Origin of the sequence: Mesorhizobium sp. WSM4308 (assembly GCF_002294905.1) — a bacterium.
Taxonomy (GTDB): domain Bacteria; phylum Pseudomonadota; class Alphaproteobacteria; order Rhizobiales; family Rhizobiaceae; genus Mesorhizobium.
Genome location: NZ_NSFW01000013.1, coordinates 81,591 through 105,208 on the forward strand (window position 1 = coordinate 81,591; position 23,618 = coordinate 105,208).

Below are 23,618 nucleotides of genomic sequence, written 5' to 3' on the forward strand. Positions count from 1 at the left end.
CCCTCCTCTTTCCTAGTTCGGCTGGGCGGAGGGGACATTATACACCTGCGCCTGCGTTCCGCGGAAAACGCGGACCGAAACAACTTTGCCCGGCTCTTGCTTGGTGCCCGTCGCCGCAGGAACTCCGAGCGTTTTCCTGACCAGTTCGATGTAGGAGGGCGGCCCCGACACCGAGACGACGTCATCTTGCCTGGAGACCTTGGTCGGAAACCTCGGATCGATGACGCCCAGCCGCGAAAGCCGATCTTCCGCGCCGGCGGCCGTGTTGGCATCGAGCGGGATCAGTTCGGTCTGGATTTCAGCTTCGGTGGCGACGTTCATGACGATACCGTCGAAATGCCAGACCAGACCGTATCGATTGCAAATATCTTCCAGAAATTCGCGCGCCGTTCCAACTTGCATACCGGCGCTCAAACGTCCCTTAACGAGCTTGCTGACGCGCATCGGCACCCGCATGTTGCGGCCAAGCTCGGCGAGCGCATCCGTCACCGACTGGTCGATGGTGATATATTTGTAGGGGCCCGCGGGCCAGCGCGGCTCGGCGGCGTTCGCCTGCGAAGCAGCAAGCGTGAACAGCAGGATCACACCAGCCATGAAGGCAGCGTTGGCTCCCGATAACCGGTCCACGAGGCAGGTAACGCGACCCGTCAAAATTGATCCTATCACGGACGCGCGGAGCTAGCCCGCGTCGCCCGTCTCATGGGTTACCCGCCAATTTCACCCTATCGCGTGCGTCGCTAAAATGGAAGTCCAATTGGATTGAACTCACGTAGTTAGTTCCAAATGTTGCGGTCAGTGAGCAAAGCGATATGGTGCGGGCTGGAATCGGGCAGCGAAGGCTCGCGGTCGCCGGTTTGTTGCTCGGATTTGAAGGGATCAGCCCAGGTGGCGGCACGCAAGAACCTGCTCTTGAGCCTGAATGGTCCGACCGGCATTGCTTGGCAATGGCCCCTGATCGGGGAGCGGCTCGGCAAGGGCTTGGGTGAATCGGTTCTGGTCGCTGCCGCGTTGACTGCCGCGATGGCGCCGGCGCAAGGTCAATCGAACAGCGGCTACGACCCGAGAAGCTGGAGCTACGATCAAGCCCGAAATGTGCTTGTCTCGCCATTCGCCCCCGGCCAGGCCTCGGATGGCGAAATACGGCCGGCATGGTCGGCAATACCGAGGGAGATCGTCGATTTCGCTGAGACGCAACCGAAGGGATCAATCGTGATCAACACCAGGGAGCGGCGCCTCTATTACATATTGGGAAACGGCAAGGCGCTGCGATATGCGGTCGGCGTCGGCAAGGAGGGTCTGGAATGGTCCGGTCGCGACACGATTTCGAGCAAGAAGGACTGGCCGGATTGGCGACCACCGGCCGACATGCGGTTCAGGGAAGCATCGAAGGGCCATTTGCTGCCGGCGCGCGTCGCAGGAGGACCGAACAACCCGCTGGGCGCACGCGCGCTCTACATCGGCAACACGCTTTATCGCGTTCATGGCACCAATCAGCCATGGACCGTCGGGCAGGCCAATTCCTCCGGTTGCATTCGAATGACCAATGAAGACGTTATCGACCTATATGACCGAGTGAAGATCGGCGCCCAGATTATTGTCCGGCATTGAATCGTGATCCCTTTCAACATCAAGCAGCTTGAAACCTTTCTCCTGGTGGCGACTTTCGGAAGCTTCCGAAAGGCTGCGGAACGCTTGAACACAACGCAGCCGGCGGTATCGACCCGGATAGCCAGTCTGGAAGAAGCGCTCGGCGCCAAGCTGTTCGAAAGGCAGAGCAGCACCGTAAGGCTGACCGCCGAGGGACAAAGGCTGCTGCCGCCGGCGCAGCGGGTCCTGCGTGTCGCCGAACGGCTGCAATTGACCGCAAGCTCCCTTTCGGAAACAGCGGGCGTGCTCAGGCTCGGGGTTGCCGAGACCATCGTGCACACCTGGCTGGCGGATTTCCTTAAGGAATTGCAGGCGAACTATCCGCTCGTCGATACCGACATCGTCGTCGACACGACGACGACGCTGCGCAATGAGCTCATGTCCCACCGGCTTGATCTTGCGGTGCTGATGGGTCCCATTCAGGAATACAGCATCGAGAATATGGAGCTGCCCTCCTTTCCGCTCGTATGGGTCTGCTCGCCGTCCTTGAAATTGCCCAATCGAGGCAAGCTGACGCTAAGCGACCTGATGCAATTTCCGATTATCAGCTATGCGCGCACGACGAGACCCTACAGCGAACTTTACCGCAAGCTGACCGGTGAGCTTGAAGCGACGCCGCGTATCTTTCCGGCCAATTCGCTGGCCGCCTCCATCACGATGACGCTGAACGGGATCGGTATCGCCTCCCTCCCCAGGGAAGTCGTTCAGGATCATACTGCCAGCGGCTCGCTGCGCATCGTCGATTGCGAATGGCATCCCTCCGACCTGCGGTTCACCGCTTCATACTCCTCCGAACCGTCCAATCCGATAGCGGAGCGTGCGGCAAAGCTGGCCGGTTGCATCGCACATGCATTCGCCGCAAGAATCGGCAAGGCCCAACCTGCCGATTAGAACCCGCGCCGTCTCAGCCAACCGCCGCAATCGGCAGGTAGATGCGGTCGCCGGAGAAAATCATATCCGGGCTTAGAATATGATCCATGTTCAGCACCACCGTATCGGCAACATCGGCTGAATGCGCCTTGGCGATCAGGCGGATGCTGTCACCGTTCCTGACCTCGACCCACTGATAGCCGTCCTTCTCCAGTGTCGGGTTCGTGCGGCCCTGCGGATTGCTGCTGCCTTCGGGATGAACCTCGACATAGTTGCCGGAAGCCCAGCCGCTGTGCATTTTGCCATCCGTTCCGAAACCTTCGACGGCTATCCAGGCCTTTCCCGACGGGTCGGTCGAAGGCCTCGCGGTCTGTTCGACGAATGAGCCGGGTCGCAGCACCGTCACCACGGCGGCGTCGCCCTCGGGCTGGCTCCGCAAATTCAGGCCATCGTCCGCCGACACCACAAGTTGCGGGAAATGTTCGGGCGGGGTCTTCGGTTCGTCTGGGACATCCGGGTGATCGTCGGGCTGCTGGGAGGACGCATCGCCATCCGGCTTGTTCGGATCGGGCGGGGCGACCGTCTTGGGGTCCCAAGGTTGGGCGAGCAGCGAGTCCAGTGAGAAGAGAAGCATTCCGATGCCGAAAGTGATGCCCAGCGTCCAGCGATCCCATGCAGCCCATTTCTTGTCGGACTTCGCAGCGGCCGCGATATCGGCATCGGTTCGCGGCACCGAACGGCGGTTCATCCGGTCCGTCCTTATCGCCGACGCCCAGAACTCCGCGCAGCCGAACGTGAACATGGTGCCGGCGACCGTGGCGATCGGCGCCGGCCAGGAGTGAAGTGTATAGACAGCGCAGCCGAGCACATAACCGGGGCCAGCCAGATGCTCGGCCAGGTTCCGGATCACCGGCCTGCCGGTGAACGACTGCAGCATTGACTTCGTGCCATAGACGACGTTGCCGAGCGAGAACGTGCTGTTGACGACAAGATCCTTGCCCTGGACCATTCCGGTCGCGGCCCCTGGCGCCGCGGCAATGAACGTGGCGCCGCCAAGCGCATTGAGGAACCGCCCGAACGGCCTGTGGCTTGCCGTCGCGTTGGGAAAGATCGCCTGCGTGCCGAACACGAAGCCCCGCACGCCAAACGCAACCGCTCCGGCGGTGGCGGTCCAGGTCGGAGGCAACGAGCTCCACAGCACGTAGGATGTGGTCGACATGCCGCCAAAGGTGGCGAGAGCCTGAGCGTTTTCGCGCATCCTGGCGTGGCTCAGCGCCAGATCGACGCCGGCCGCCTGATCCGGCGTCAGCGCCTTTTTATGGGTAGCCCGAAAGGTTGTCAGCTGCAGCACGGAAAGCGCATTCGTCTGCTCCGTCGACATCCAGGTAAACTGCGTGGGCGTGAACTTGCGCAACTGGCCGGGGCTCAGTTCGCCAAGCTGCTTCGGCGTCAGGGCGCCGATCTGTTGCCTGGTCAGCGCCTCGATCTGATGAACGGTCAGGGTCCCTAGCTGCTCACGCGTCAGCGCCGATATATGGTCCGGCGACAGCTTTGCCGTTGTCGCGGGATTGCGTGCCGCGACAAGGTCGGGATTGAACGCCGCGAACTGCGTCCCATCGAGATGGCCGAACTGGGCAGGTCTCATGGCCGCGAACTGTTCCGACGTAAAGGCGTTGCGCTGCTCATCGCTGAGCTTGGCGATCTGGTCAGGCGTCAGCTTGCGCACTTGCTCCAAGGTCAAGGCAGCGAGCTGCTCGGGCGAGAAGGCGGCAACCTGATCCGGTCGCAAGCCGCTGATGCGGCCAGGCGCAATGGCCTGTAATCTGCTTGGCCTGATCGCCTGGAGCTGTTCGCTGCTCAGCGCCCGCAACTGCTTCGGCCGCAGCGCCGCAAGTTGATCAATCGTCAGTTGCCCGATCTGCTCTGGGCTCAGTGTGGCAACCTGCTCGGGCGTCAGCTTGGCGATGTGCTCCGGCTTGATGGCGTGCAACTGCGCCCCGGTCAGCCCTGAAATCTGATCGGTGGAAAATGCTCTGACTTCCGGCCCGGTCGGCGCCCGTACCGGTTGGGCATGTCCCGGTTGCGCTGCGGAACTCGCCGGAAGCTCAAGGCTGACGATCCTTCCGCTTGCCGGGTCAAAAACCGCCCTGCCGTCGTCGGACACGGGCGGCCAAGTGACGCTCGGCGAGGACGTTTCGGCCGAAGTGTCCACCACCTGCGGCGTTTCGTTGGCCGTCACGGATGGCGTCTCGTCGACCACCGCTTCGGTTACCGGCGCCTCCGTCGGAGCGCCGACATCCCAGAATTCGTCGGCTGGCCGCAAGATGATCTGCGGGCGTTTCGGCGTCGATGCGCCTGGAGCAAGGGCATCCTCGTTGCGGGTAAATCCGCTGACGAAGGTGCCGTCTGGGCCCATCATCCGCCAACCATGGACCTCGCCCCACGGTATGCTGCCGTCGACTGCGGTCTCGTCGACACGGGCCATCCTGTCGCCGACAGGCCGGCCCATCGCCTCGAACTCGGTCGGTACGTGGAGGCGCGGCCGGCTCGGATTCAATGTGTAGAGATAGGTGTAGCCTTGCTGGCGCGCGGCCCGCGACTCCTCCGAGACGAAGGCCTTCGCCCCTGAGACCGACTGGCTCGTGCCAACGAAACGGCCATGGGTATTGCCCATGACATAATTGCTCAGCGCGATGCCTTGCGGGTTGTCCACCCAGATCCCTGTCGGCAGCGGCGGCGAGAAGCCTCCCGCGTCCCTGATCTCGCCCGGCGAGCGCGTGTCGGCGCGGAAAACATAGGGGCCGACATTGCCGCGCAACGGTCGGCCGGCATTGCTTGCTCCCTCGTCTACACCAGCGGGCTGATCGCCCTCTTCCGGACGATCCAGGCTTCCCGGCACGTGTTCGTCGGAAGCACCGCGTATCCAGGGCAGCACCACAGCTTCGCCCGTACTGGGGTCGTACACCAGTATGTGCGTCTTGTCCGCTAGCTCCGGGGCGTCGCCCCACGCCCGTGGACCGTCGGAAGGCGGAACATAGACCCGTTCCGGTCCCCTTGGCTCGGTGCCCAGCATCGCCGCCGTGATCACCTTGCCGCTCTCGTCTTCGAGCTGGATAGTTCGGCCCGAACTGCTTTTGGTCGCCGCGGACTGGGATGGTGAAGTTGCAGCGGCAGGTTTGTTGTGTCCGAAGATGTTGCCGACGATCCCGGCATCATCGAGCGCCCCTTGCAACTCGGGCGAAGGCGGCGCGTCAAGGAAAACCCAGCGCGGTTGATAGCCCGGGTTCTCATCCCGCAGCGCCACATCCTTGTTGATCTGCTCCTGCAATTTCGGCGTGAGCGGCACTTCGCGCATCTGCGCGACACCGTTGATCGTCGTCCAGCGATGGTAGGTCTTGACCTCGATGGCTTCGATCACGTCGTCGCTCTTGAAGACGGGCGCATCCACATACCGGCCACCCGCGCCTGAGACGGGGTGGGCTCCACCCGGGTTGGCATCGACCGGAAAATGCGCTTCTCCAGGCGACCCATTGAGTTCGCGCGTATAGATCTCGCCGGCCTTCCATTTCTCGGGCTGCCGCATGTTGCGGACCTGTTGCAGCGAATAGGTCGTTGGAGGCGCCGCCTCGATCGCCTTCCTGACCGGCGTTGCCGCCGGCGGCACGGCCTCACCCTCCGGCCGAGTGCCCGGAACATGGTCCTCGGAGGCGCCGCGCATCCATGGCAGGACGGATGCTTCTCCGGTCTCCGGATCGCGGAACAAAATATGCGACTTGTGCATCAACTCCGGTTCGTCGCCACGCGCCGGTGGTCCGTCGGCGGGTGGCACATAGACATTCTCCGCGCTCTTCGGCAGCGGTCCATAACGGGTTGCCGTCACGGACTGCCCGTGCTCGTCCCTGATCTGAATCGGGCCGTTTCGGCGGCTGCCCACCTGCGAGGAGAGGAACGTCAGCACACCGTCGGCAACGTTCTGGCGCATGAAGCCGCCATCGACGATCGACGGGCCGAATTCCGTCCGGAACTGCTCGATCGCGGCGCGCTGATCAGGTCTTGCGTTTTTTTCCAGTCCGCCGAGGAACTGCTCCAGGGAGGCTTTGCCGCCCTTCGGGATGCCTGTCGCCGCGCCGTCATGCGAGGTTTCCACGGCATGGGCAAGCCAGGCCGGGACCGTCAGTTCCTCGGTTTGCCCGTCGGCGCGATCGAAGGTCAGTGTCGCGGTTTCGTTCTTGGCGATCGAAGGAGCCATGCTGGCCGCCTTGGACTTGTACTGGACCCTCACCTCGGCGCTGAAAGTCAGCGCACCCGCGGGCAGAGGATGCATCGACAGTGAAACCGTGTAGCGCGTGGCCGGGCTGCCATGCGAACCGTAGAGGTTCTTGTAGATGTTGCCGGCGCTCGGCATGTACCGGGACTGAGGCGGTCCGTCGGGTTGGAAGCGTGCCGGAAGCCATGATTGTACTGTCGATTTCACCTTGTAGGTCGCGGACGTGACCATCCGGTCGGGATTGAAACCCAGCACGCCCGGCAGGTTGTTGTGATCGTTGAAGATGACGTCGACCAGCATCGCCTCGGGATTTACAACGCGAGCCTTCTCGCCGGTCAGCAAAACGATGTCTGCCCTGGCCGCCTTGCCCGGCACTGCCGAAAGACGCAATCCGCTCAGCGTCGGCTCATCGACCAGAGAAACCGTGTTCGACGGATCGATCTGACCGGCCTTGACGAGGTCACGGATCGAGCGGATGCCATCGCCCTCGCCGATGGCTGCGATCAGTTCGGACGCCTTCGCCGGGTCCTTGACCGCGAACTGGATCTTCAGGCTTGTCGAGCCGAGCGCGGACTGGATCTGGTCGAATGCCTGCGTCGACACTATGTCGCCCGGCTGCAACGTGTCCTTGACAGACAGTTCCGGGCGCCTCTCGAAGCCGACGCGCGGCATCTCGCCCACCGCCGCGACGTGATTGGCTACGATCGGCAGGCGTATGCCGGCCTTGGTCTCGGTCATGACACGATCGAACGGAAGCGCGCCTTGCAGCGTGACATGGCCGGAGCTGTTTTCCGCCGGCACCCCAAAGAAATCATGCTGGCCGGGCGCGAGGGTAGCCTCCTTGCCAGTCAGCGAAGGCGTGTAGATCATCTCGATCACAGTGCCTTCGCCGTCGGGTGTCACCCCGACGATAGCGGCATCGACCGGATTGGCCTCATAGCCGCTGGCATCGTGGAATATCGCCTTGCTCGCCGCCGCCGACAGATCGCTGCTGCGAACCGGGAAGGCCGTCTGGTTGGACACCGGCCACACGCCGGCCTGGAGGCTTGTGATATTCCTGTATTCGCGTGCCCGGTAGGATACGACGCCCTGGGTGCCGAGCGCGTCCTTGAACGGCGTCAGGCTGCGTTGGCTGACGCTGTCGACGATCGACCACCCGATCATGCCGAAATCGGTCTTGGTTCCGACACCGAAGCCAACGGCCGCAATTGTCGGCGAGCCTATCCCGAATGCGTCGCCGGTGTTCAACCGGACCCGGAAGGTGAGGCCGGCGCGGAAGTCCGGCAGTACGTCACGAAGCGGCGTGCGTGGAACCTGGACGCCGTCCGGGCCATAGCGCTCGGCCATCTCGGCGCTGGAATAATAGCTTTTCTCCTGCTCGTAGCGAGCCACCAGCTGCTCGGCGCTCAGGCCGTCGAGATAGGCCGAGGACGTCTTCGGATCCTTGCCGCTGGTGTAGACGTAGCCGCTCGTGTCGCGTTCGGGCATGCCGGCAAAGCTGCGTGTCTGCGGATCCCAGACCAGGCGTACCGGTCCGTCTTTTCCTGTCGGCTCACCCGGCACCACGATGGGGTCGCCATCAGCGGGATGCGGTGTGCCTTGGGCAGTCGAGCCATCAGAATCGCGGCCCGTCAGTACCGTCGGATCATTGCCGCCGGCGTCATCGCCCTTGATCGCTTCTCCCGGGATGACCGGGTGGCTGGGGTCATGGAAGACCTGCTCTCCCGTCGGCCGGTAAACGCCATCGGCGCCCATTTCATAGATATTCATCGGGCGTCCGGAGGAGCCGGGGCCAAGCGCTGGCGGCGACTGCCTCGGTCCCTTGCCGCCGGGCGGTTGCTTGCCACCGGGCGGCTGCTGATGCGGACCGCCATTGCCCGGCGGCGGGTTGGCGCCGGGGCCGTTGGAGCTCGCCTGTGTTCCCGTTCCTGGCCGCATGGTGCGCAGACCGTGGATGCCGAGCCCCGTGCCGGTGACGCCAGTGCCAAGACCCGTCAGCGCGTTGGCAAGCTGGAGACCGTTCATCTGGTCCCCGTTGGCGGCGAGATCGTACGCGGATGTCGCCAGCAAAGGTGTGCCGACAATCACCGAGCCGACGTCCAGCCCCCACGCCGTCTTGTTCAGTTTGGCGGTCGATTGCATGTAGGTGCGGGTTTCTGACGCCAACGCCCAGTTCGACCGTGTCGCGCCTATGCTTCCGGCGAAGGCGCGGGGGCTGGCAGCAAGGCCTGCCAGCAATGACTCGCTCTTCGCCGCCATGCCGATGGTGCGCAGGCCGCTGGAGGCCACGGGCAGAACTGTTGTCGCGGCGCTTGCGATATTCGTGAGCGATTCGGTGTCGTACCACTCGCCACCGTGATCCAGGTGGTTGGCCTCGTTTATAACGGCTCTGGCTCCGAGATAGGCCGCGCCCGTATAGGCCAGCGGCGCGGCGACCGGCGCCGCTGGCGTGAATGACAGGATGGTGGCAATGCCGGTACCGATGCCAACCAGCGGATCGACGACCTTATCCCAGACCGAGACGTTTCGCGCTTTCACCACCTCAAGCGCGATCTTGCCGTCGGCGCCGGCCTTCATCTCCAGGTTTTTGGGAACGACAAGCTTGCCGTTCTCGCCAAACTGACTGTTGTTGTCCTGGAAATCACCAAGGTCATCGAACTTCTTGCCAGTGGCATCGACATATCGGGTGTTGCCGTCCCCGTCGCGCACCGCAAAGAGAGTAACCTGCTGCGTTCCGACCCGGTCGTCGATATAGAAGATCGGCACGCTGCGCACATACGGATTGTTGCCGCCGATATCGCGGATCTCGTCCGTCACATTGTCTATCGCGTCGCGCCCATCATCGGTCGAACTGTCCAGGCCGAGCTTCTTGGCGACCGTTTCATCAAGGGCCGCGCCCGGCTGTTGCCTGAACTCGTTGTCGTAGCCGTTGGCGAGCAACTGCTGGAACCTCGGCTGATATATGCCGTCGAGCGCCTGCGGCTCATGCTTGTCCAGATAGGTCTTGTCGACCGTGGTGTTGTCATCCACCAGCAGCGAAGGCTCGCTGAGCCGAAGCTCATGATAGTCGCTGAAGCCTTGCACCACCCTGCGCAGATCCTCGGCCTGCGATATCTGAAGCCTGACGGCACCCAGCTTGAGCCTGGCGACCGCGACTTCGGGGTCGACCCAGCGACCGCTGGTATCGTCATCTTCCGTGTCAAGATCGATCCAAACCGCCTTCCCGCCCTTGGTCAGCGCATCGATCCCCGTCTTGGCGTAGTTTTGGGCAACGTCGGGCGCCACCTTGATCTTCTGCCCGCCGACATCGATCTCGACCGGCTGCGCGCCATCGGGTAGCGTGCCCGCGGGAGCATCGACCGTTCCTGGTTTGTGGTTCGTCAGCGCATTGTCGAAATTGGTCTGCAGCGTCGGCAGTTGGGTCTTGAGGTCGGCAATGCTGTTGCCGAGTTGCTTGTCGAGGACGTCGTTCATGCTCTTTGCCGCCTGTTCCTCGCTGGCCTTTACCGATTGCAGACCATTTGCCGTGCAGACTTTTGCGTTGGCATCGTAGCCGGCCAGAAGTGTCTGCCAGTCCTTGTTGAGTTGGCGATCGCGATATTCGTCCCGGACATTCTTGTCGGTCAGGCTGTAGGTCAGCTGCTGTTCGGTGGTTCCCTCGTCGAAATGGTTGACCACCCAGAGCTGGCCGTCACGGATCTCCAGTGTCGAGCTCTTGTAGTGCCCGAGGTAATCGCCGCTGATGCGATTGTACTTCTCGTCAAAATTAAACTTCTGCTCGCCAAGATACTCGTTGGACAGCTTCTGCTCGAGATCCGTCTGCCGCGCATTGACCTTGGTTGCGTCGGCATGGGCGTCGAAATAGTTCTGGTAGGCCTGAGCCAGTTCGAGTTGGCTGCCTGCCGTCGTCTGCAGGCTCGTGAGCTCCTTGTATTCCTTCGAGTCCTTGGGAACGCCGTTGAGCTCGGCCTGCCCTACCAGGAAGTCGACGGTGAGCTTGTCGCCCTTGCTCAGATGCAGGCCGACCTCGGAAAACAGCTTGTCGACGGCAGAGTGGTCGGCGACGCTTTGATCGCGTTGCGGATGAAGGTCGGGAGTGCCCCGCGCGCTGACTGCCGGCGCGTTCGGATCGCCCAGCGGGGTTAGCGGACCCTGCCCGGCGATGGCGTCCTTAAGGACGCGCCCGGCGTTCTCATATTCGCCGCGGGCATCCCGCGCGTTCTGCAGCAAGGTGTTGGCCTTGGTCAGCCGCTCGCGCGCATCGGCAAGCGTGCCTTTCGGTTTCTGAGCGTTCCATTGCAGGCCGTGCGGCGCCAACGCCTTATTCAGGATGGTCTGCGCGCCACCGACGCCATCCTTGTAGGCGGGATCGAGCATATCGACGTTGAGCTGCTCCTGCTCCTGGCCCGCCAGAGCCCGCGTCTCGGTGACGCGCGACAGCGCGATGTTCTCGTCGATGATGGCCTGAGCAACCTGGGGATCGACCCAGGTCCAGACGCCGTCCATCTTCATCGGCATCCACTTTCCCCCGGAGGGCGCGTTGCCCTGCGGTGGGTCGCCGAGTGGATCGACAACCCTGTTCTGTCCGTCAAGCTTGGGCGTGACGGGCGTACCCAGGTGGTATTTGTCGATCAGGTCCTGTTTGTCATGTCCGGCTTTTTGCGCGGCGGCGATCAGGCTGGGCAAGGTCTCCCCGGCCAACAACCCCTCGACGAAGGTCTTCACGACCTGGCTTTCTTTTGCCTCCTTGGCATCGCTGCTGTTGGGGTTTGCCGCCAGCAGTGTCTTGGCCAGCGATTCCTCCGTGCTTCCTGCCTCGATCTGCAGGTCGGTGCCGGTGGTGTTGTTGTGCAACGTCGAACTGCCATCGGGCTTGGTGGTCAGGGTATAGCCGTTGAAGGTAACCTTCACGGTCGTGCGCGTACCGTTATCGATGGTGACCTTTTCTCCGGTGTCGATGATGTCCGGATCGCGGTGCGAGCTGAAAAGCTCCGGATTCGCGCGCCTGAGATCATCCAGCGTCACGCCATATTGCTGCGCGATAAGGGTCAGGTTGTCGCCCGCCTTGACCTCGTATTCGACAGGCTTGCCGCCATTGATCTTCTCGGTGATCGTCGTCGTCACCCGGCCGTCCTTGTCGGTGACGGTCTTGGTCTCGGTTCCGTTACCATCGACGGATTGCGAGGTTTGCTTGCCGTCAGCCGTGGTGGTGACGGTGCGTACGTCGTGCTGATAGTCGTGGGAGTAGACGGTCTTGTCGCCGCTGCGCGGATCGACGATCTCGACCGACTGCGCGTCGCTGCTGTCGGTGGCCTTGACCTGATAGCCGGCGCCTTCAATCTCGGCGATCACCTGTTGGTCGGTGAGGCCATTTTCCTTTGCGATCTGGTCGATGCTTTTTCCGTCGGCAAGGCCTTGCCTGATGTTCGGCGTGTCGGATCCGCCTGGATCCTGGGCGGGCGCCAATATGGTTTTGCGGCCGTCCGGACCTGTGACCGTGGTCACGGGAAGAGAAGGACCGGCGCCCGGCGTCACGGTTTCCACCGACGCTCCATTGGGCAGCGACGTCCGCTCGGTAACGGTTCCGGTCCCGAGGTCGTCCTCATAGCGCGTCGTTAGGGCGCCGGTGTCTGAATTGTAGCTGGTGGTTTCCTTGCGTCCGAGCCCATCCCGGACCGGCGAGGTGGTCGTCGCGCCGCCGGGCTGTTCCTGGACGGTCGCATAATAGCTGTCGTGCTGGTAATCATAAAACTGCGTGACGGTGCGGCCGCTGGTATCCGTGATTTTCGTCGTCTGCGTGTCGCCGTTCGGCGCGCTTCCATCCGACACGGTCATCCCGCCGGACCTGAGCGCGGCGATAACCTGCTCGCGTGTCATATGGCGGTCAGACGCGATCTGGTCGATGCTTTTGCCTCCGGTGACGTCGTTGACGATATCGCGGGCGGTGTTTGCTGCTGCGGGATCGTCCCTGGTCGGACTCCCATCGAGGTCCACCAGAGTCACGGCCGGCGTCGCGAGATTGGTGTTCACGTAGAGTGCCGGCGTCACCGTCGTGCCATTGCCGGATGTGCCATTGCCGGCGTTCGCAACATTGACGCCCGGTGTCGCCGGTGCCGTTGCCGGCTTCGGCTGAAGGGAACTCAATTGCGTGTTTACATGCGCCAGTTCCTGGCGAGCCTGTGCCGCCCAATCGCGCTCGCCCATTCTGTTGGCGAGCCTGATCTGATCGCGCAGTGCCGCCGCCTGCGCCTCCAGCCGTGCTACCTGGGCGGCATCCGCGTTGGCATTGACCTTCTGTGTCTGGAGGGGCGGCTTGGTGAGCGTTATCGGGCGAACCATCTGGACGACCTCCGGAAATCACTGTTGCCGGCAGCCCGGCCGCCGTCACACCCGCCCCGATCGCAGCCATCCGCTATTATCGAGGGGGCTTCCAATAGATGCCGAAAGCAGCAAGCTGTTCTTCCGACTGTTTCACGCGCTCCGCGGCATCCATTCCGGAGCGCGCCGCCGTCAGCGCCGCCAGGATTTCGACGGCGGCGAATGCCGGCGCCATGCTTCGGAAGAATGATTGCGAATTGGAGGTGACGATGATCGCTTCCCGCGCAATCCGGGTCAGCGGCGACACGCTGCTGTCGGTGATCGCCACCACGCCGACGCCCTGCCGGGCCGACTGGCGCGCCACGTCTATCGTCGTGCGCTCGTACGGCGACATGCCGACGGCAAGGAGCACGTCGCCGCGTCCCGCGTGCTGAAGGGCCTCCAGACCTTGTCCGGCCATCTCGCCGACCAGCATCACCTTGCGGCCGCCGCTATCTGCGAACGACATGATGTCAACGAAATGGCTCGTGACCGGAAAAGCCGAGCGTAGGCCGAGGCCGAAAAGATTGCGCGATCCCGCAACGAGGTCGGCGGCTGCGATGAATTGCATGGCGCTACCGTATTCGCCAAGACTTGAGACCTGCGCGGCGAGGGCGTCGGCAACGACGCCGACCGTCGAGAATCCCGAACCGCCGTCCCGTTCGATGCCCTGTCGTGCCGGCAATCCTCCTGTCGTCTCGCGCAGCGCGCGCGCATAAAGGCTGCGCATGTCCTCATAGCCTTCAAGGCCGAGCCACCGCGCCAATCGCATCATCGTACTGTGCGAAACACCGGCCTGCTGGGCCTGCTCGCGCATCGACATCAGCGCCACATCCTTGGGATGATCCAGCACAAAACGCGCCGCGATCCGCAGTTGCGGCGGCATAGTCTCAAACCGTTCGGCCAACAGCTCCGCCAAAGGACCTTTTTCCATTCCCAATCACCCCATTCACCCCATCGCTCAGGCTACTCCGCGAACGCCTCGAACGCAACAGTTGGAACAAAAATGGCTCACATATTCCAAACGGACTTTCATTTTCGATCGCCCTGCCCTAGATTGCGACTGCAAGGTCCTGGACCGCATGCACGAGTCTGGGCTTGCAACCTGAACAGCCCCTCAAGGAGACAATGATGGCTGCCACCCCTCCCATTACATCCGGTTCTGCAGGGTCACCGGAACAAAACCTGGACAAGATGATCAAGCAACAGGAACGCATGTTTAACCTGGAGATCACGAAAGATATCGCGAAATCACAGCATGACATGCTGATGAGCACCGCCAAGACGCTCGGCGAGTCGGCTGAGAAGGCCTGACGCGAAGCATGCTCAAATCTATGCGCCGCCGACAGCAACCGGCGGCGCAGTTGCATGGCGGAAGCCCATCGTCCGGCTGCATTTGAAATCGCCATCGGCGGGAGATGAAGTGGCATGACCGCTAGTCCTATCGGCAGATATCTGGACGCTGTGCCGGCGCGTCGGCTGCGATCGATTATCGCCCCGTCGCCGTCATCCGCACAGTCCATCGCGCTCAGCGTAACCCACGGTTTTCATGCCGGCGCTGAACTCAGTCTGGTTGAGGCGCTGTATACGATCGGCTCCAGCACCGAATCTGACATCGTCCTCAGGGATGCCGGCATCGCTCCAATCCACGCCAGGCTGCGGCGCAAGGGCAACCAGTTTGAAATCGAAGCCGTCGGCGGCGATGTCGCACTCCTCACAGGCGAAATCATTCGTCAAGGACAGGGCAGTCGCTGCAGGTTGCCGTTCCTCATCGGTATCGGTGACGCCCGAATCCGGCTGGTCAATCCGGAACGCCCATCGAGCCGGTGGTCGCTCGGCAACCGCTCCATGTTGGTTGCCGGCAGCGTTCTCCTTGCCGTTTTTGCCGTTTCTGTCGCTGCCAACGGGTTCTCGCTCGCCAAGTCAGACATTGGCTCACAGGCATCTTCTCGGGACGATCAACCGGTCAGAATGGCGTTCGCCGGTGAGCGCCGGCAGGAAGTGCTGGACGATTCATCGCCGGCGCAGATTCAAACAGTCGCCGATGCGGAAAGCCAGCTCAAACAACGTCTCGATCAGTCCGGCATAAGCACCGTCACCGTCCAGCGATCGCCCGGGCGCCTCGTGGTTTCCGGCGTGATCCCAGATGACAAGAGCGGCGTCTGGACCGAGACCCAATCCTGGTTCGACCAGACCTTCGGCGGTCAAGTTACTCTCGTGTCCAACGTCATGACCGGCAACGCAGTGCAGGCGCCGCGCCTGATGCTGCAGGCGATCTGGTATGGCGACCGGCCCTACGTCATCGCAGCCGACGGCGCACGCTATCACGAAGGCGCATTCACCGATGACGGCTGGACCATCAAACATATCGGCGAGACGGAACTTCTGCTGACCAAGGGCGGCGCCACGGTCGCGCTGAAATATCCGTGAACCGCCGGCTCGAAGGGCCGCGCCTCGATTCGGCGAGGATGGAGACTGCCGGCCGCGACGTGCATCAGGCCGAAGGCGTGCGCGGTCAAACGATCAGCCGGCGACGGATGAATGGCGCCGACAAAGCCGCGAAGGGTGCTCCGGGGACGAAATCGGCCGCTGCCGCCGAGAGGCCTGAGACGGCGGAATTCCAGGCCTCTGGAGAGGCCGCCGGCGAATCGCTGGATGAAATACTCAGCAACTTCGTCATGCCCGCCATTCCGGAGTGGGCCATCTTGCGCCGCTCGGTGCCTATTCTGCAGCATTTCATAGCGAACCTGGTCCCAGACCTTGAGGGCGGCGAGCAACTCAAGACGCTCGCCAGAACGCTGATCGAGGATGAAATCGAACGTCATCGCGACCTGCTTGGCCGCATGCAGGAAGGAATCGAAATCTGACCGACCCGCATGACACCGTCCATCTGCTGCATGTCCTGGGCTATCTCCACGGTTGTCATGGGCAGGCCAAGCGGGGCGCGGCGTACCTGCTTATCGCCGCGCAGCTCTCGCCGGGAAATGCCGGCGTTCTCAGGACGCTGGCGCACCTGCTCATACTGGATGGCGAGGCCGAAAAGGCGCTTTCGACGATTGCCAGGCTGGAGACTTTGGAAGGAATGGACCACCCGGTGCTTGCACTGCTGAAGAGTCGGGCCCTGCTCGTTGCCGGGCGCAAAAGCGAGGCGCACAGCGCGTTGCTCAGCTTCCTGTCGCATCGGGCTGCCTGATGACCGCGTCGGAGCGACTTCTGCAATTCCTTGCCAGGCTGTCACGCCGCAGCGACCTGATCATCGCCGTCCTGATGCTGGTTGCAGTGGTGATGATGCTCATTCCCCTGCCGACCTTTCTCGTTGACTTCCTCATCACCGCAAATATCGCCATTAGCGTGCTCATCCTACTGGCGTCGTTTTACGTTTCTCACCCGCTTCAGTTTTCGTCGCTGCCGTCGGTCATCCTCATCGCCACCTTGTTCCGGCTGGCGATCACGATCACGACAACTCGGTTGATCCTGCTGCAGGCCGACGCCGGCGAGATCATCACCGCCTTCGGCACCTTCGTCGTCGGCGGCAGCATCGCGGTCGGCCTCGTTATCTTCCTGATTATCACAGTCGCGCAATTCATCGTGGTAGCGAGGGGCGCGGAACGCGTCGCCGAAGTGGCCGCGCGCTTCACGCTCGATGCGTTGCCGGGCAAGCAAATGAGCATCGATGCCGAGCTGCGCAACGGCGATATCGATCAGGCTGAAGCACGCCGCCTGCGCCAGCAGCTGGAGCGCGAGAGCCAGCTGTTCGGCGCGATGGACGGCGCCATGAAATTCGTCAAGGGCGATGTCATTGCCGGCATAGTCATCATCCTGGTCAACCTGATCGGCGGTTTCGCCGTCGGCACGCTGCAGCACGACATGTCGCTGGGAGACGCGGCCGCGACCTATTCGTTGCTCACCGTGGGCGACGGGCTGGTGGCCCAGATCCCGGCGCTGCTGGTCGCGATCGCCGCCGGCACGATGGTGACTCGCGTCGGCAGCGCGGACGGAACGGGCGACCTTGGCCGGCAGATAACCAGCCAGCTCCTCAGGGACTCGCGAGCACTCGCCCTCGCGGCGGTGATCATGGTCGGCCTTGCCATGGTACCAGGCTTCCCTTCCATTGTGTTCCTGGCCCTTGGCGCCTGCTTCGGCGCGGGCGCCTATGCAATCAATCGCCGCGACGCCGGTGACTCCGAACCCCAGGACATCGGCCAGATCGCGGCGCAGGAACAACGCGGTGGTTCGGCTTCGCTTTCAGCAATCTCCACCGGAACGCTGACTGCTTCCTACCGCGTCGTCGTGCGCTTCGGAGCCAAACTCGCGGCGGCGGTTCCAGAGCCCGAATTTGCTGCGCTTGCCGACGGCGTTCGCCGCGAACTCTTCGGCGATCTCGGTGTCGACGTGCCGGTCATCGGCACGCAGGCCGACGAGATGCTCTCCTCGCGAAGCATCCGCATCGATCTGGAAGGCGCGCCCATCCTTGACGCCGAAATCCCTGCCGGACGTGTTCTCGTCGAAGCCGACCCAACGCATCTCGATCTGCTCGAGTTGACTTACGAAAAAGCTGCTTCAATCGCCGGCCAGCGCAGGTTCGCGTGGGTCGATGACAGCCAAATATCGATACTGAAAGAAGCGGGCTTCGCTTTCGCCACACCCGCCGAAACCGCGGCCAGATGGACCGCAAATGCACTCCGGCTGTATGCGGGACATTTCGTCGGGATCCAGGAGACGCGCAGGCTTCTGTCGGACATGGAGCCGGACTATGCGGATCTTGTCCGACAGGCGCAGGAGATCGTGCCGCTGCAGAAAATCGCGGAAGTGCTTCGCCGGCTTGTCGGCGAAAACGTGCCGATCCGCAATCTGCGCCTCATCCTCGAAGCGCTGATCGAATGGGGTCAACGCGAACAGGACGTTGTCCTGTTGACGGAGTATGTCCGCACGTCCCTGAAGCGCCAGATCAGCTTCCGTTCCGCCGGCCGCAACAACATCATCGCAGCCTATGTGCTGCAACGCTCCGCCGAGGATATTCTGCGAAACGCGGTGCAAAGCACATCGTCAGGCACGTTCCTGAACCTCGCGGACGACGATGCGCAGGCCTTGGTAAGCGAAGTCGAGCGAGCCCTGTCGCACAATTCCACCGACGCCTCGCCGGTCGTCCTTGCAGCCATGGACGTGCGCCGTCACATGCGCAGCCTGCTCGCCCACAATGCGATCGAGCTTCCCGTCCTATCCTTCCAGGAACTTGCGCAGGAATTCAACGTCCAGCCGCTGGCCACGATCACCGGCCGCAGCGGAAGAGCCGGCGGGCGCGCCCAGGCGCTGCCGTCGGCTCAGGCGAAAGCCTCGCAGGAGACAGTCTCATGACGGCGGCCGGACGAATGAGGACATATGGGGAATCAGGAGAGGAACGGCATGACGATCCACGATACAGCGGCAGGCGTCCGATCCGCAGCTGGGCGGACGGATATGCGCTGGCTCGCGATCGCGACGGCTGGCGTTTTGCTGGCCTTGTTGTTCACGATCGCAGGCGCGGCGGCGCAGAAAGCGTCGCCGCTGCCGAGCAAGCCAAGTCTCGATCTGCCGGTCGGGCAAGGACGCTTGCTGCGGTTCAATGAGCCGGTCGAATCCGTGCTGGTCGCGGACACAACGATCGCGGACCTGCAGGTCGTATCGCCAAGTTTGGTCTATGTCTTTGGCCTCAAACCCGGCCTCACCAATCTCATTGCGGTCACGGCCGATGAGCGGATCGAGGCAACCGCTCAATTCCGCGTCACGCCCGACATCACGCCCGCCAATGAGGCCAAGCACGCAATGCAGCCGAAGTCGGCGACAAATCTGCACATTTTCGGAACCCGCATCGCCATCACAGGCGAAGCACGAGGCGTCGACGAGGCAAAGGATCTGGACAATGTCGCAAGAACGTTCTCGCCGCCAGAACAGCCGCCGCTGAACAACATGACCGTGCAGGGCTCGCAGCAGGTCAACATCCGGGTCCGCTTTGCCGAAGTCTCGCGCACGGAGTTGCAGTCATACGGCGTCGACTGGTCCGTCGGCTACAAGAGCGGCGGCTTCGAATTCAACATGTTCCAGGACAATGGCGTGCCTTCGGGCAGCGATGGGAATTTTGGTCTGAGCCTCAACCAGGCGCACGGCCTCAATTTCGATGTCCTCATCGAAGCCCTGCAACGCAATGGCGTCGTCAAGATACTGGCCGAGCCGAACCTGACCGCGGTGACCGGACAGACGGCGAACTTTCTGGCTGGTGGCGAGATTCCCGTGCCTATCGCGCAGGGATCCGACGTGACCACCATTCAATACAAGCCTTTCGGCGTGTCCCTCGGTTTCACCCCAACGCTCATCGGCCGCAATCGCATCGCGCTGCACGTCCAGCCGGAGGTCAGCTCTTTATCGGATTCCGGCTCCGTAAGCGCCAACGGCTTTGCCATGCCGAGCTTCGTGGTGCGACGAGCCGACACCACGGTGGAGGTGGCAAGCGGTCAGACCTTTGCGATCGCCGGCCTTTTCCAGCAGCGAACCTCGCGCAACCTGGAGAAATTTCCGGTTCTCGGCGATGTGCCCGTGCTTGGGCCCCTTTTTCAGTCGCAGCGGTTCCAGCACGAAGAAACCGAACTTGTCATCTTGATCACGCCCTATCTGGTGGCACCGGTGCGTGACAGCCTCGCCACGCCGCTCGACCGCCCGGCTGCCAAGCGTCTCAGTCGCAAGCACGCCAACGACGCGTCATCGACCGGTCTGATCATCAAATAGCGAGAAACGACCATGATATTGCGCATCGCTTTCAGCTCCGTTTTTCCGCCGTTGTTTCTGGCCGGCTGCATGAGCAGTCCGCAACAGCGGCAGGATTACTCGCCCGGCTACAGCTATGTTTCGACCGATACCGACGACTCCGAGAAAGGCGTCAGCGGCTCCGTTCTGGCTCCCAACGCATGCCTGGCCGAACCGGCCGATGATGACAATTCGGCCGCCAGAACCAATCTGACGATCGTCTCCGGCGTCGGCTTCCACCTGCCGTCCGGCTGCGCTAATGCCTATAATCTGCAGCGCATGGCCGAAAGCCAACGCGACCTGGTCGAAGGCCGGCGCATGGGAGCCGCGCCTGCGGCGCCGACGGCGCGCGCGGCCCGTCGTTACCTCGATGGCGAGGAGGCGCCGACAGGCGGAGCCAACACAACTGCGCCGGCGACGCCGCAGACGACGCAGTCCGTCGAGTGAGCCTCTGCCAACTCCTCGCCCGCAGCACCGCTCCAGGCGTCAAGCTTGGTGCGAGATCGGCCCAGGTCTTACGCTCCGACGCGTTGGAACAGGTCACAGTTTCACGGAAACGGCGAGCCACTTCATCTCGTTGTTTCAACGCAATTCCGGACCGGAAACCGCTCCGCACTTTTCCTGGAACTGCTTTAGCCCAGGATGGAGCCGAGCGCTTTGGCCTTGGCCTGCGTGCTGCCCTTCGAACGGATGGTCCTGGCACGCGCGAGCAAGATGGCCACCTCCTTGGTCGTCAGACCGATAGGCGGCGACCCCTTGACCTGATCGGCTTGGCCAAGAAGTCCATAGACCATCACGACATTGCGCTTCTGGTGCAATTGCGCATTGGGTGCGGCAGCAATCTTCTGCACCAGCGGCAGTGCCGCCGCGGAATTGTCTTCAAGGGCTGCCGCCAATACCATGTTGGTCTCCACGTCGAGATCGCCGGGAGCGAGTTTCAACGCCTGGGCGAAAGTCGTCTGCGCTTCGGCGGTCTGGCCGGCGAATGTCTGCGCCACGCCCAGACGGTTATAGGCAGCGCTGGTGTTGACCAGAGGCGCTGCCTGCGCGAGCGCGCGCATGCCGGCATCGATGTCGCCAGCCTCTATCATCGCCGAGCCAAGGCCGAGCATCGCCTTCCCGTCGTTGGGAGCTTTTGCGAGCGCGGCCTGGTAGGCCTTGGTCGCATCGGTCGGATATCCGGCCCGCATATAGGCGTCGCCCGCCTTGACGAACGCGCCCGCGTTGGCGTCCGGCATCGTTGCCGCACGCTGATAGAGCGCTATCGCGGTATCACTTTCCCCGCGCGCATCGATATCGTCGGCAAGCTTGATCAACCGATCCGACTGCGAGGACGGACCTTGGGCCGTCGCGTCGATCGAGCCTGTTTTGGCCGTCTGGCAAGCGGACAGCGCCAGGGCCAGGGCCACAGGCAAGAATACGACATGCAACCGCATATCCACCTCTCCGTATTCAAGCCCGGCGCCACCTTACACAGCGCATGGGCGGACTGGAACCACAACAGTGCGGTAAGATTGCAACATGGCCGAAGAAGCTGAGGAAAAGAAACTCCCGGCATCCGACAAGAAGCTGCGCGACGCGCGCCGCAAAGGCCAGGTTCCGCAGAGCCGCGACCTTATCTCCGGCTTCACTTTCTTCGCAGCGCTCGCATATCTCTATTTTTCCTGGCCGATGCTCTTCAGGCACCTTTCGGAACTGGTGCAGACCGTGACCGTGACCGGCGGTTCGTTCGGGGATGTCAGCCTGCGCGCCATCCATCAATTCTTCTCGCTGCTGATACTTGCCACTCTGCCGTTGGTCAGCATCGTTGTCGTTCTCACCGCGGTCTTCGGCATGCTGGGGACGTTCGGGCCAGTCCTCTCGTTCGAGCCGCTCAAACCGCAGTTCGACCACATAAATCCAGCCAAGGGCCTGCAGAAGATCCTGTCGCTCCGCAACGTCATCGAGTTTGCCAAGGGCCTGATCAAACTGGTGCTACTGGCATGCCTCTTCGTCTTTGTGCTGATCATATGGCTGCAGCCGCTATTCGATGCGCCGGGTTGCGGTCCGTCATGCCTGGGGCCGGTGATCCAAGCAGTCCTGACGCCGCTGGGAATCGCCGCCGGCCTGGCTTTCGTCGTCATCGGCGTGATCGACGTCCCTATTCAACGCTGGCTGTTTCTTCGCGACATGCGCATGACAACAACCGAGTATAAGCGTGAACACAAGGATCTCGAAGGCGACCCCTTGATACGCCATGAACAGCAGCGGCAGCGGCGCGAAGCGGTGATACGGCCGGCGAAGCTGGGCGTGAAAAATGCGGTTATCGTCTTCGTATCCGGCGACCGGGCCGTGGCGTTGCGTTACATCAGGGGCGAAACGCCGGTGCCGACGGTTGTCGCCAAGGGTCAGGGGCGCGTTGCTAACGAGATAACAGCTCAAGCGCGCCAGGCCGGTATTCCGGCGGTCGAGGATAACGCCCTTGCCGAAGCACTCTTCGAGAACACGAACATGGGATCATATATCGGCCAGCAGATGTTTCCGCCGGTTGTTCGCCATCTCGTTCGGCATGGCCTCACTTGAGGCGGGGTTCGCCTGCAAAACTCAACGTCGACTCAGTCTTGACCTGACTACCGGCAGCGCTCGATCCACACGGCCTTTATCGACTCGATCATCGACCTCATCGATATTAGGCGGCACTCCCGCGAAACGGATTCGTGCCTGAGGCGCAAAGCTGCCACTCACATTTGGATTCCTGTTGACGGCGTTATCAGGAGGGCAAACGCGCCAGGAAGTCGATGCCGGCCAAACTCGCCCCAAAAAACCGAATTTAGTGTCCCGCCTTGTCCATGAGTACCCGCAATTCGTGCTGAGGCGCGACCCAGAAAGTTCGAAAAGCTTCCAGGAACCCCAGGCCAAGTGAACGCCGGGGCGGCCAATGATGTTCACGGATATCCCGGCGAACATTCGCGTTGGAGCGATCAATATCGTCGGCAGAAGAACGTCAGAGAAGGGCTACCGGCGGCTCCGTCGTGGGAACGAAAAAAGAAGAGAAGCAGAACTTTCGTGTGCGATTTTTGCACACGCTGCCCCGTAAACATCTGATTTCATTTATCTATATGTCCAGTCCATCATAGGCGCAATGGCAAATTTCATATACTTGTCAATCATTTATCCGCATTATTTAAACTGCATTTAGGTTGGGGCAGACTGACATTGCCGGCCTCTATGATATGTGGCTCGTTTCATTCTATTTTTCAAAGCGTAACCATCAATGTCACTCAACACCGCTTTTCTGTTCATGGCGCAATACAACGGTAAGGCTATAATTCCGCTCGATGAGGTTCGGCGCGATTTCTTTGCCACCTGACGCTCCCGAAATTTCTCCGCAAGCTCGGTTCAGGCGACATCGCCCCGCCGCTCATGCGAATAGAAACAGGTCAGAAATTTGCCAAGGGTGTCCATTTGCAGGATTTGGCAGACTACCTTGATAAGCGCAGACAGGCGGCCCAGAGGGAGATGAGCGGTTGGAACTGAGTGCAATCGTTACCCATCAGGCACTCATGCAGGGCGGAAGCCTGGCAGTTCATGGATGGCGACAAGATCGTTGCGATTCAGCCGCAGGGCAGGTTCAAGGCCGATAACGCTACGGCGCTTGCCGCTGCCGCGGCGGCAGGACTCGGCATCGCTTGACTCGCCGATTGCATCACGTATGGCTATG

General features: G+C 62.1%; 13 protein-coding genes and 3 pseudogenes. 12 read left to right on the forward strand and 4 right to left on the reverse strand.

Annotation, left to right across the window (positions count from 1 at the left end; translation table 11 throughout):
* Positions 1–12: 12 nt before the first annotated feature.
* Positions 13–585, reverse strand: a complete 573-nt coding sequence (locus CK227_RS23310) for a type III secretion protein (RefSeq protein WP_095774481.1) — start codon at positions 583–585, stop codon at positions 13–15.
* Between the two features lie 300 nt (positions 586–885).
* Between CK227_RS23310 and CK227_RS23315 the strand changes: the two genes are divergently transcribed.
* The 3 genes and pseudogenes from CK227_RS23315 (at position 886) to CK227_RS23320 (ending at position 2,538) form a co-directional block, all read left to right on the forward strand.
* Positions 886–1,608, forward strand: a complete 723-nt coding sequence (locus CK227_RS23315; RefSeq protein WP_245318213.1) for a L,D-transpeptidase — start codon at positions 886–888, stop codon at positions 1,606–1,608.
* 45 nt (positions 1,609–1,653) lie between these two features.
* Positions 1,654–1,746 (forward strand): annotated as a pseudogene (locus CK227_RS37360) (LysR family transcriptional regulator); the annotation flags it as partial.
* A gap of 111 nt (positions 1,747–1,857) precedes the next feature.
* Positions 1,858–2,538: a substrate-binding domain-containing protein gene (locus CK227_RS23320; RefSeq protein ID WP_245318217.1), complete on the forward strand. Its 681-nt coding sequence runs from the start codon at positions 1,858–1,860 to the stop codon at positions 2,536–2,538.
* 13 nt (positions 2,539–2,551) lie between these two features.
* On the opposite strand, the gene CK227_RS23325 is transcribed toward CK227_RS23320, so the two are convergent.
* Together CK227_RS23325 and CK227_RS23330 are read right to left on the reverse strand one after the other, a co-directional pair.
* Entirely contained in the window at positions 2,552–13,123 is a 10,572-nt protein-coding gene (locus tag CK227_RS23325) for a LysM peptidoglycan-binding domain-containing protein (protein ID WP_095774383.1), read from the reverse strand.
* A 76-nt stretch (positions 13,124–13,199) separates the two neighbouring features.
* A complete protein-coding gene (locus CK227_RS23330; protein WP_245318212.1) occupies positions 13,200–14,048 on the reverse strand; it encodes a MurR/RpiR family transcriptional regulator in 849 nt (282 codons plus the stop codon).
* 224 nt (positions 14,049–14,272) lie between these two features.
* On the opposite strand from CK227_RS23330, the gene CK227_RS36255 reads away from it, so the two are divergent.
* The 6 genes from CK227_RS36255 to CK227_RS23360 all read left to right on the forward strand — a co-directional run bounded on the left by CK227_RS36255 (position 14,273) and on the right by CK227_RS23360 (position 20,365).
* Positions 14,273–14,455: a hypothetical protein gene (locus CK227_RS36255; protein ID WP_142875995.1), complete on the forward strand. Its 183-nt coding sequence runs from the start codon at positions 14,273–14,275 to the stop codon at positions 14,453–14,455.
* 114 nt (positions 14,456–14,569) lie between these two features.
* Positions 14,570–15,571 (forward strand): EscD/YscD/HrpQ family type III secretion system periplasmic domain-containing protein, encoded by a 1,002-nt coding sequence (locus CK227_RS23335; RefSeq protein ID WP_095774382.1) that lies wholly within the window; start codon positions 14,570–14,572, stop codon positions 15,569–15,571.
* A gap of 59 nt (positions 15,572–15,630) precedes the next feature.
* Positions 15,631–16,008 (forward strand): hypothetical protein, encoded by a 378-nt coding sequence (locus CK227_RS23340; RefSeq protein ID WP_245433486.1) that lies wholly within the window; start codon positions 15,631–15,633, stop codon positions 16,006–16,008.
* A 325-nt stretch (positions 16,009–16,333) separates the two neighbouring features.
* Entirely contained in the window at positions 16,334–18,496 is a 2,163-nt protein-coding gene (gene sctV / locus CK227_RS23350; protein ID WP_095774380.1) for a type III secretion system export apparatus subunit SctV, read from the forward strand.
* Between the two features lie 102 nt (positions 18,497–18,598).
* Positions 18,599–19,900, forward strand: a complete 1,302-nt coding sequence (locus tag CK227_RS23355; protein WP_245318211.1) for a type II and III secretion system protein family protein — start codon at positions 18,599–18,601, stop codon at positions 19,898–19,900.
* Between the two features lie 69 nt (positions 19,901–19,969).
* Complete coding sequence (locus CK227_RS23360) at positions 19,970–20,365, forward strand: hypothetical protein (protein WP_245318210.1); 396 nt, start codon at positions 19,970–19,972, stop codon at positions 20,363–20,365.
* A gap of 185 nt (positions 20,366–20,550) precedes the next feature.
* Here the strand turns inward: CK227_RS23360 and CK227_RS23365 are convergent, their stop codons facing one another.
* On the reverse strand, positions 20,551–21,348 hold the full coding sequence (locus CK227_RS23365) for a tetratricopeptide repeat protein (RefSeq protein ID WP_245433487.1): 798 nt from the start codon (positions 21,346–21,348) through the stop codon (positions 20,551–20,553).
* A 91-nt stretch (positions 21,349–21,439) separates the two neighbouring features.
* Here CK227_RS23365 and CK227_RS23370 point away from each other — a divergent pair, with 91 nt between their 5' ends.
* The 3 genes and pseudogenes from CK227_RS23370 to CK227_RS23380 form a co-directional block, all read left to right on the forward strand.
* Positions 21,440–22,480 (forward strand): EscU/YscU/HrcU family type III secretion system export apparatus switch protein, encoded by a 1,041-nt coding sequence (locus tag CK227_RS23370; protein WP_095774376.1) that lies wholly within the window; start codon positions 21,440–21,442, stop codon positions 22,478–22,480.
* Between the two features lie 691 nt (positions 22,481–23,171).
* Positions 23,172–23,434 (forward strand): annotated as a pseudogene (locus CK227_RS23375) (pyocin activator PrtN family protein).
* A gap of 8 nt (positions 23,435–23,442) precedes the next feature.
* Positions 23,443–23,587: pseudogene (locus CK227_RS23380) on the forward strand (LysR family transcriptional regulator); the annotation flags it as partial.
* Positions 23,588–23,618: the final 31 nt, after the last annotated feature.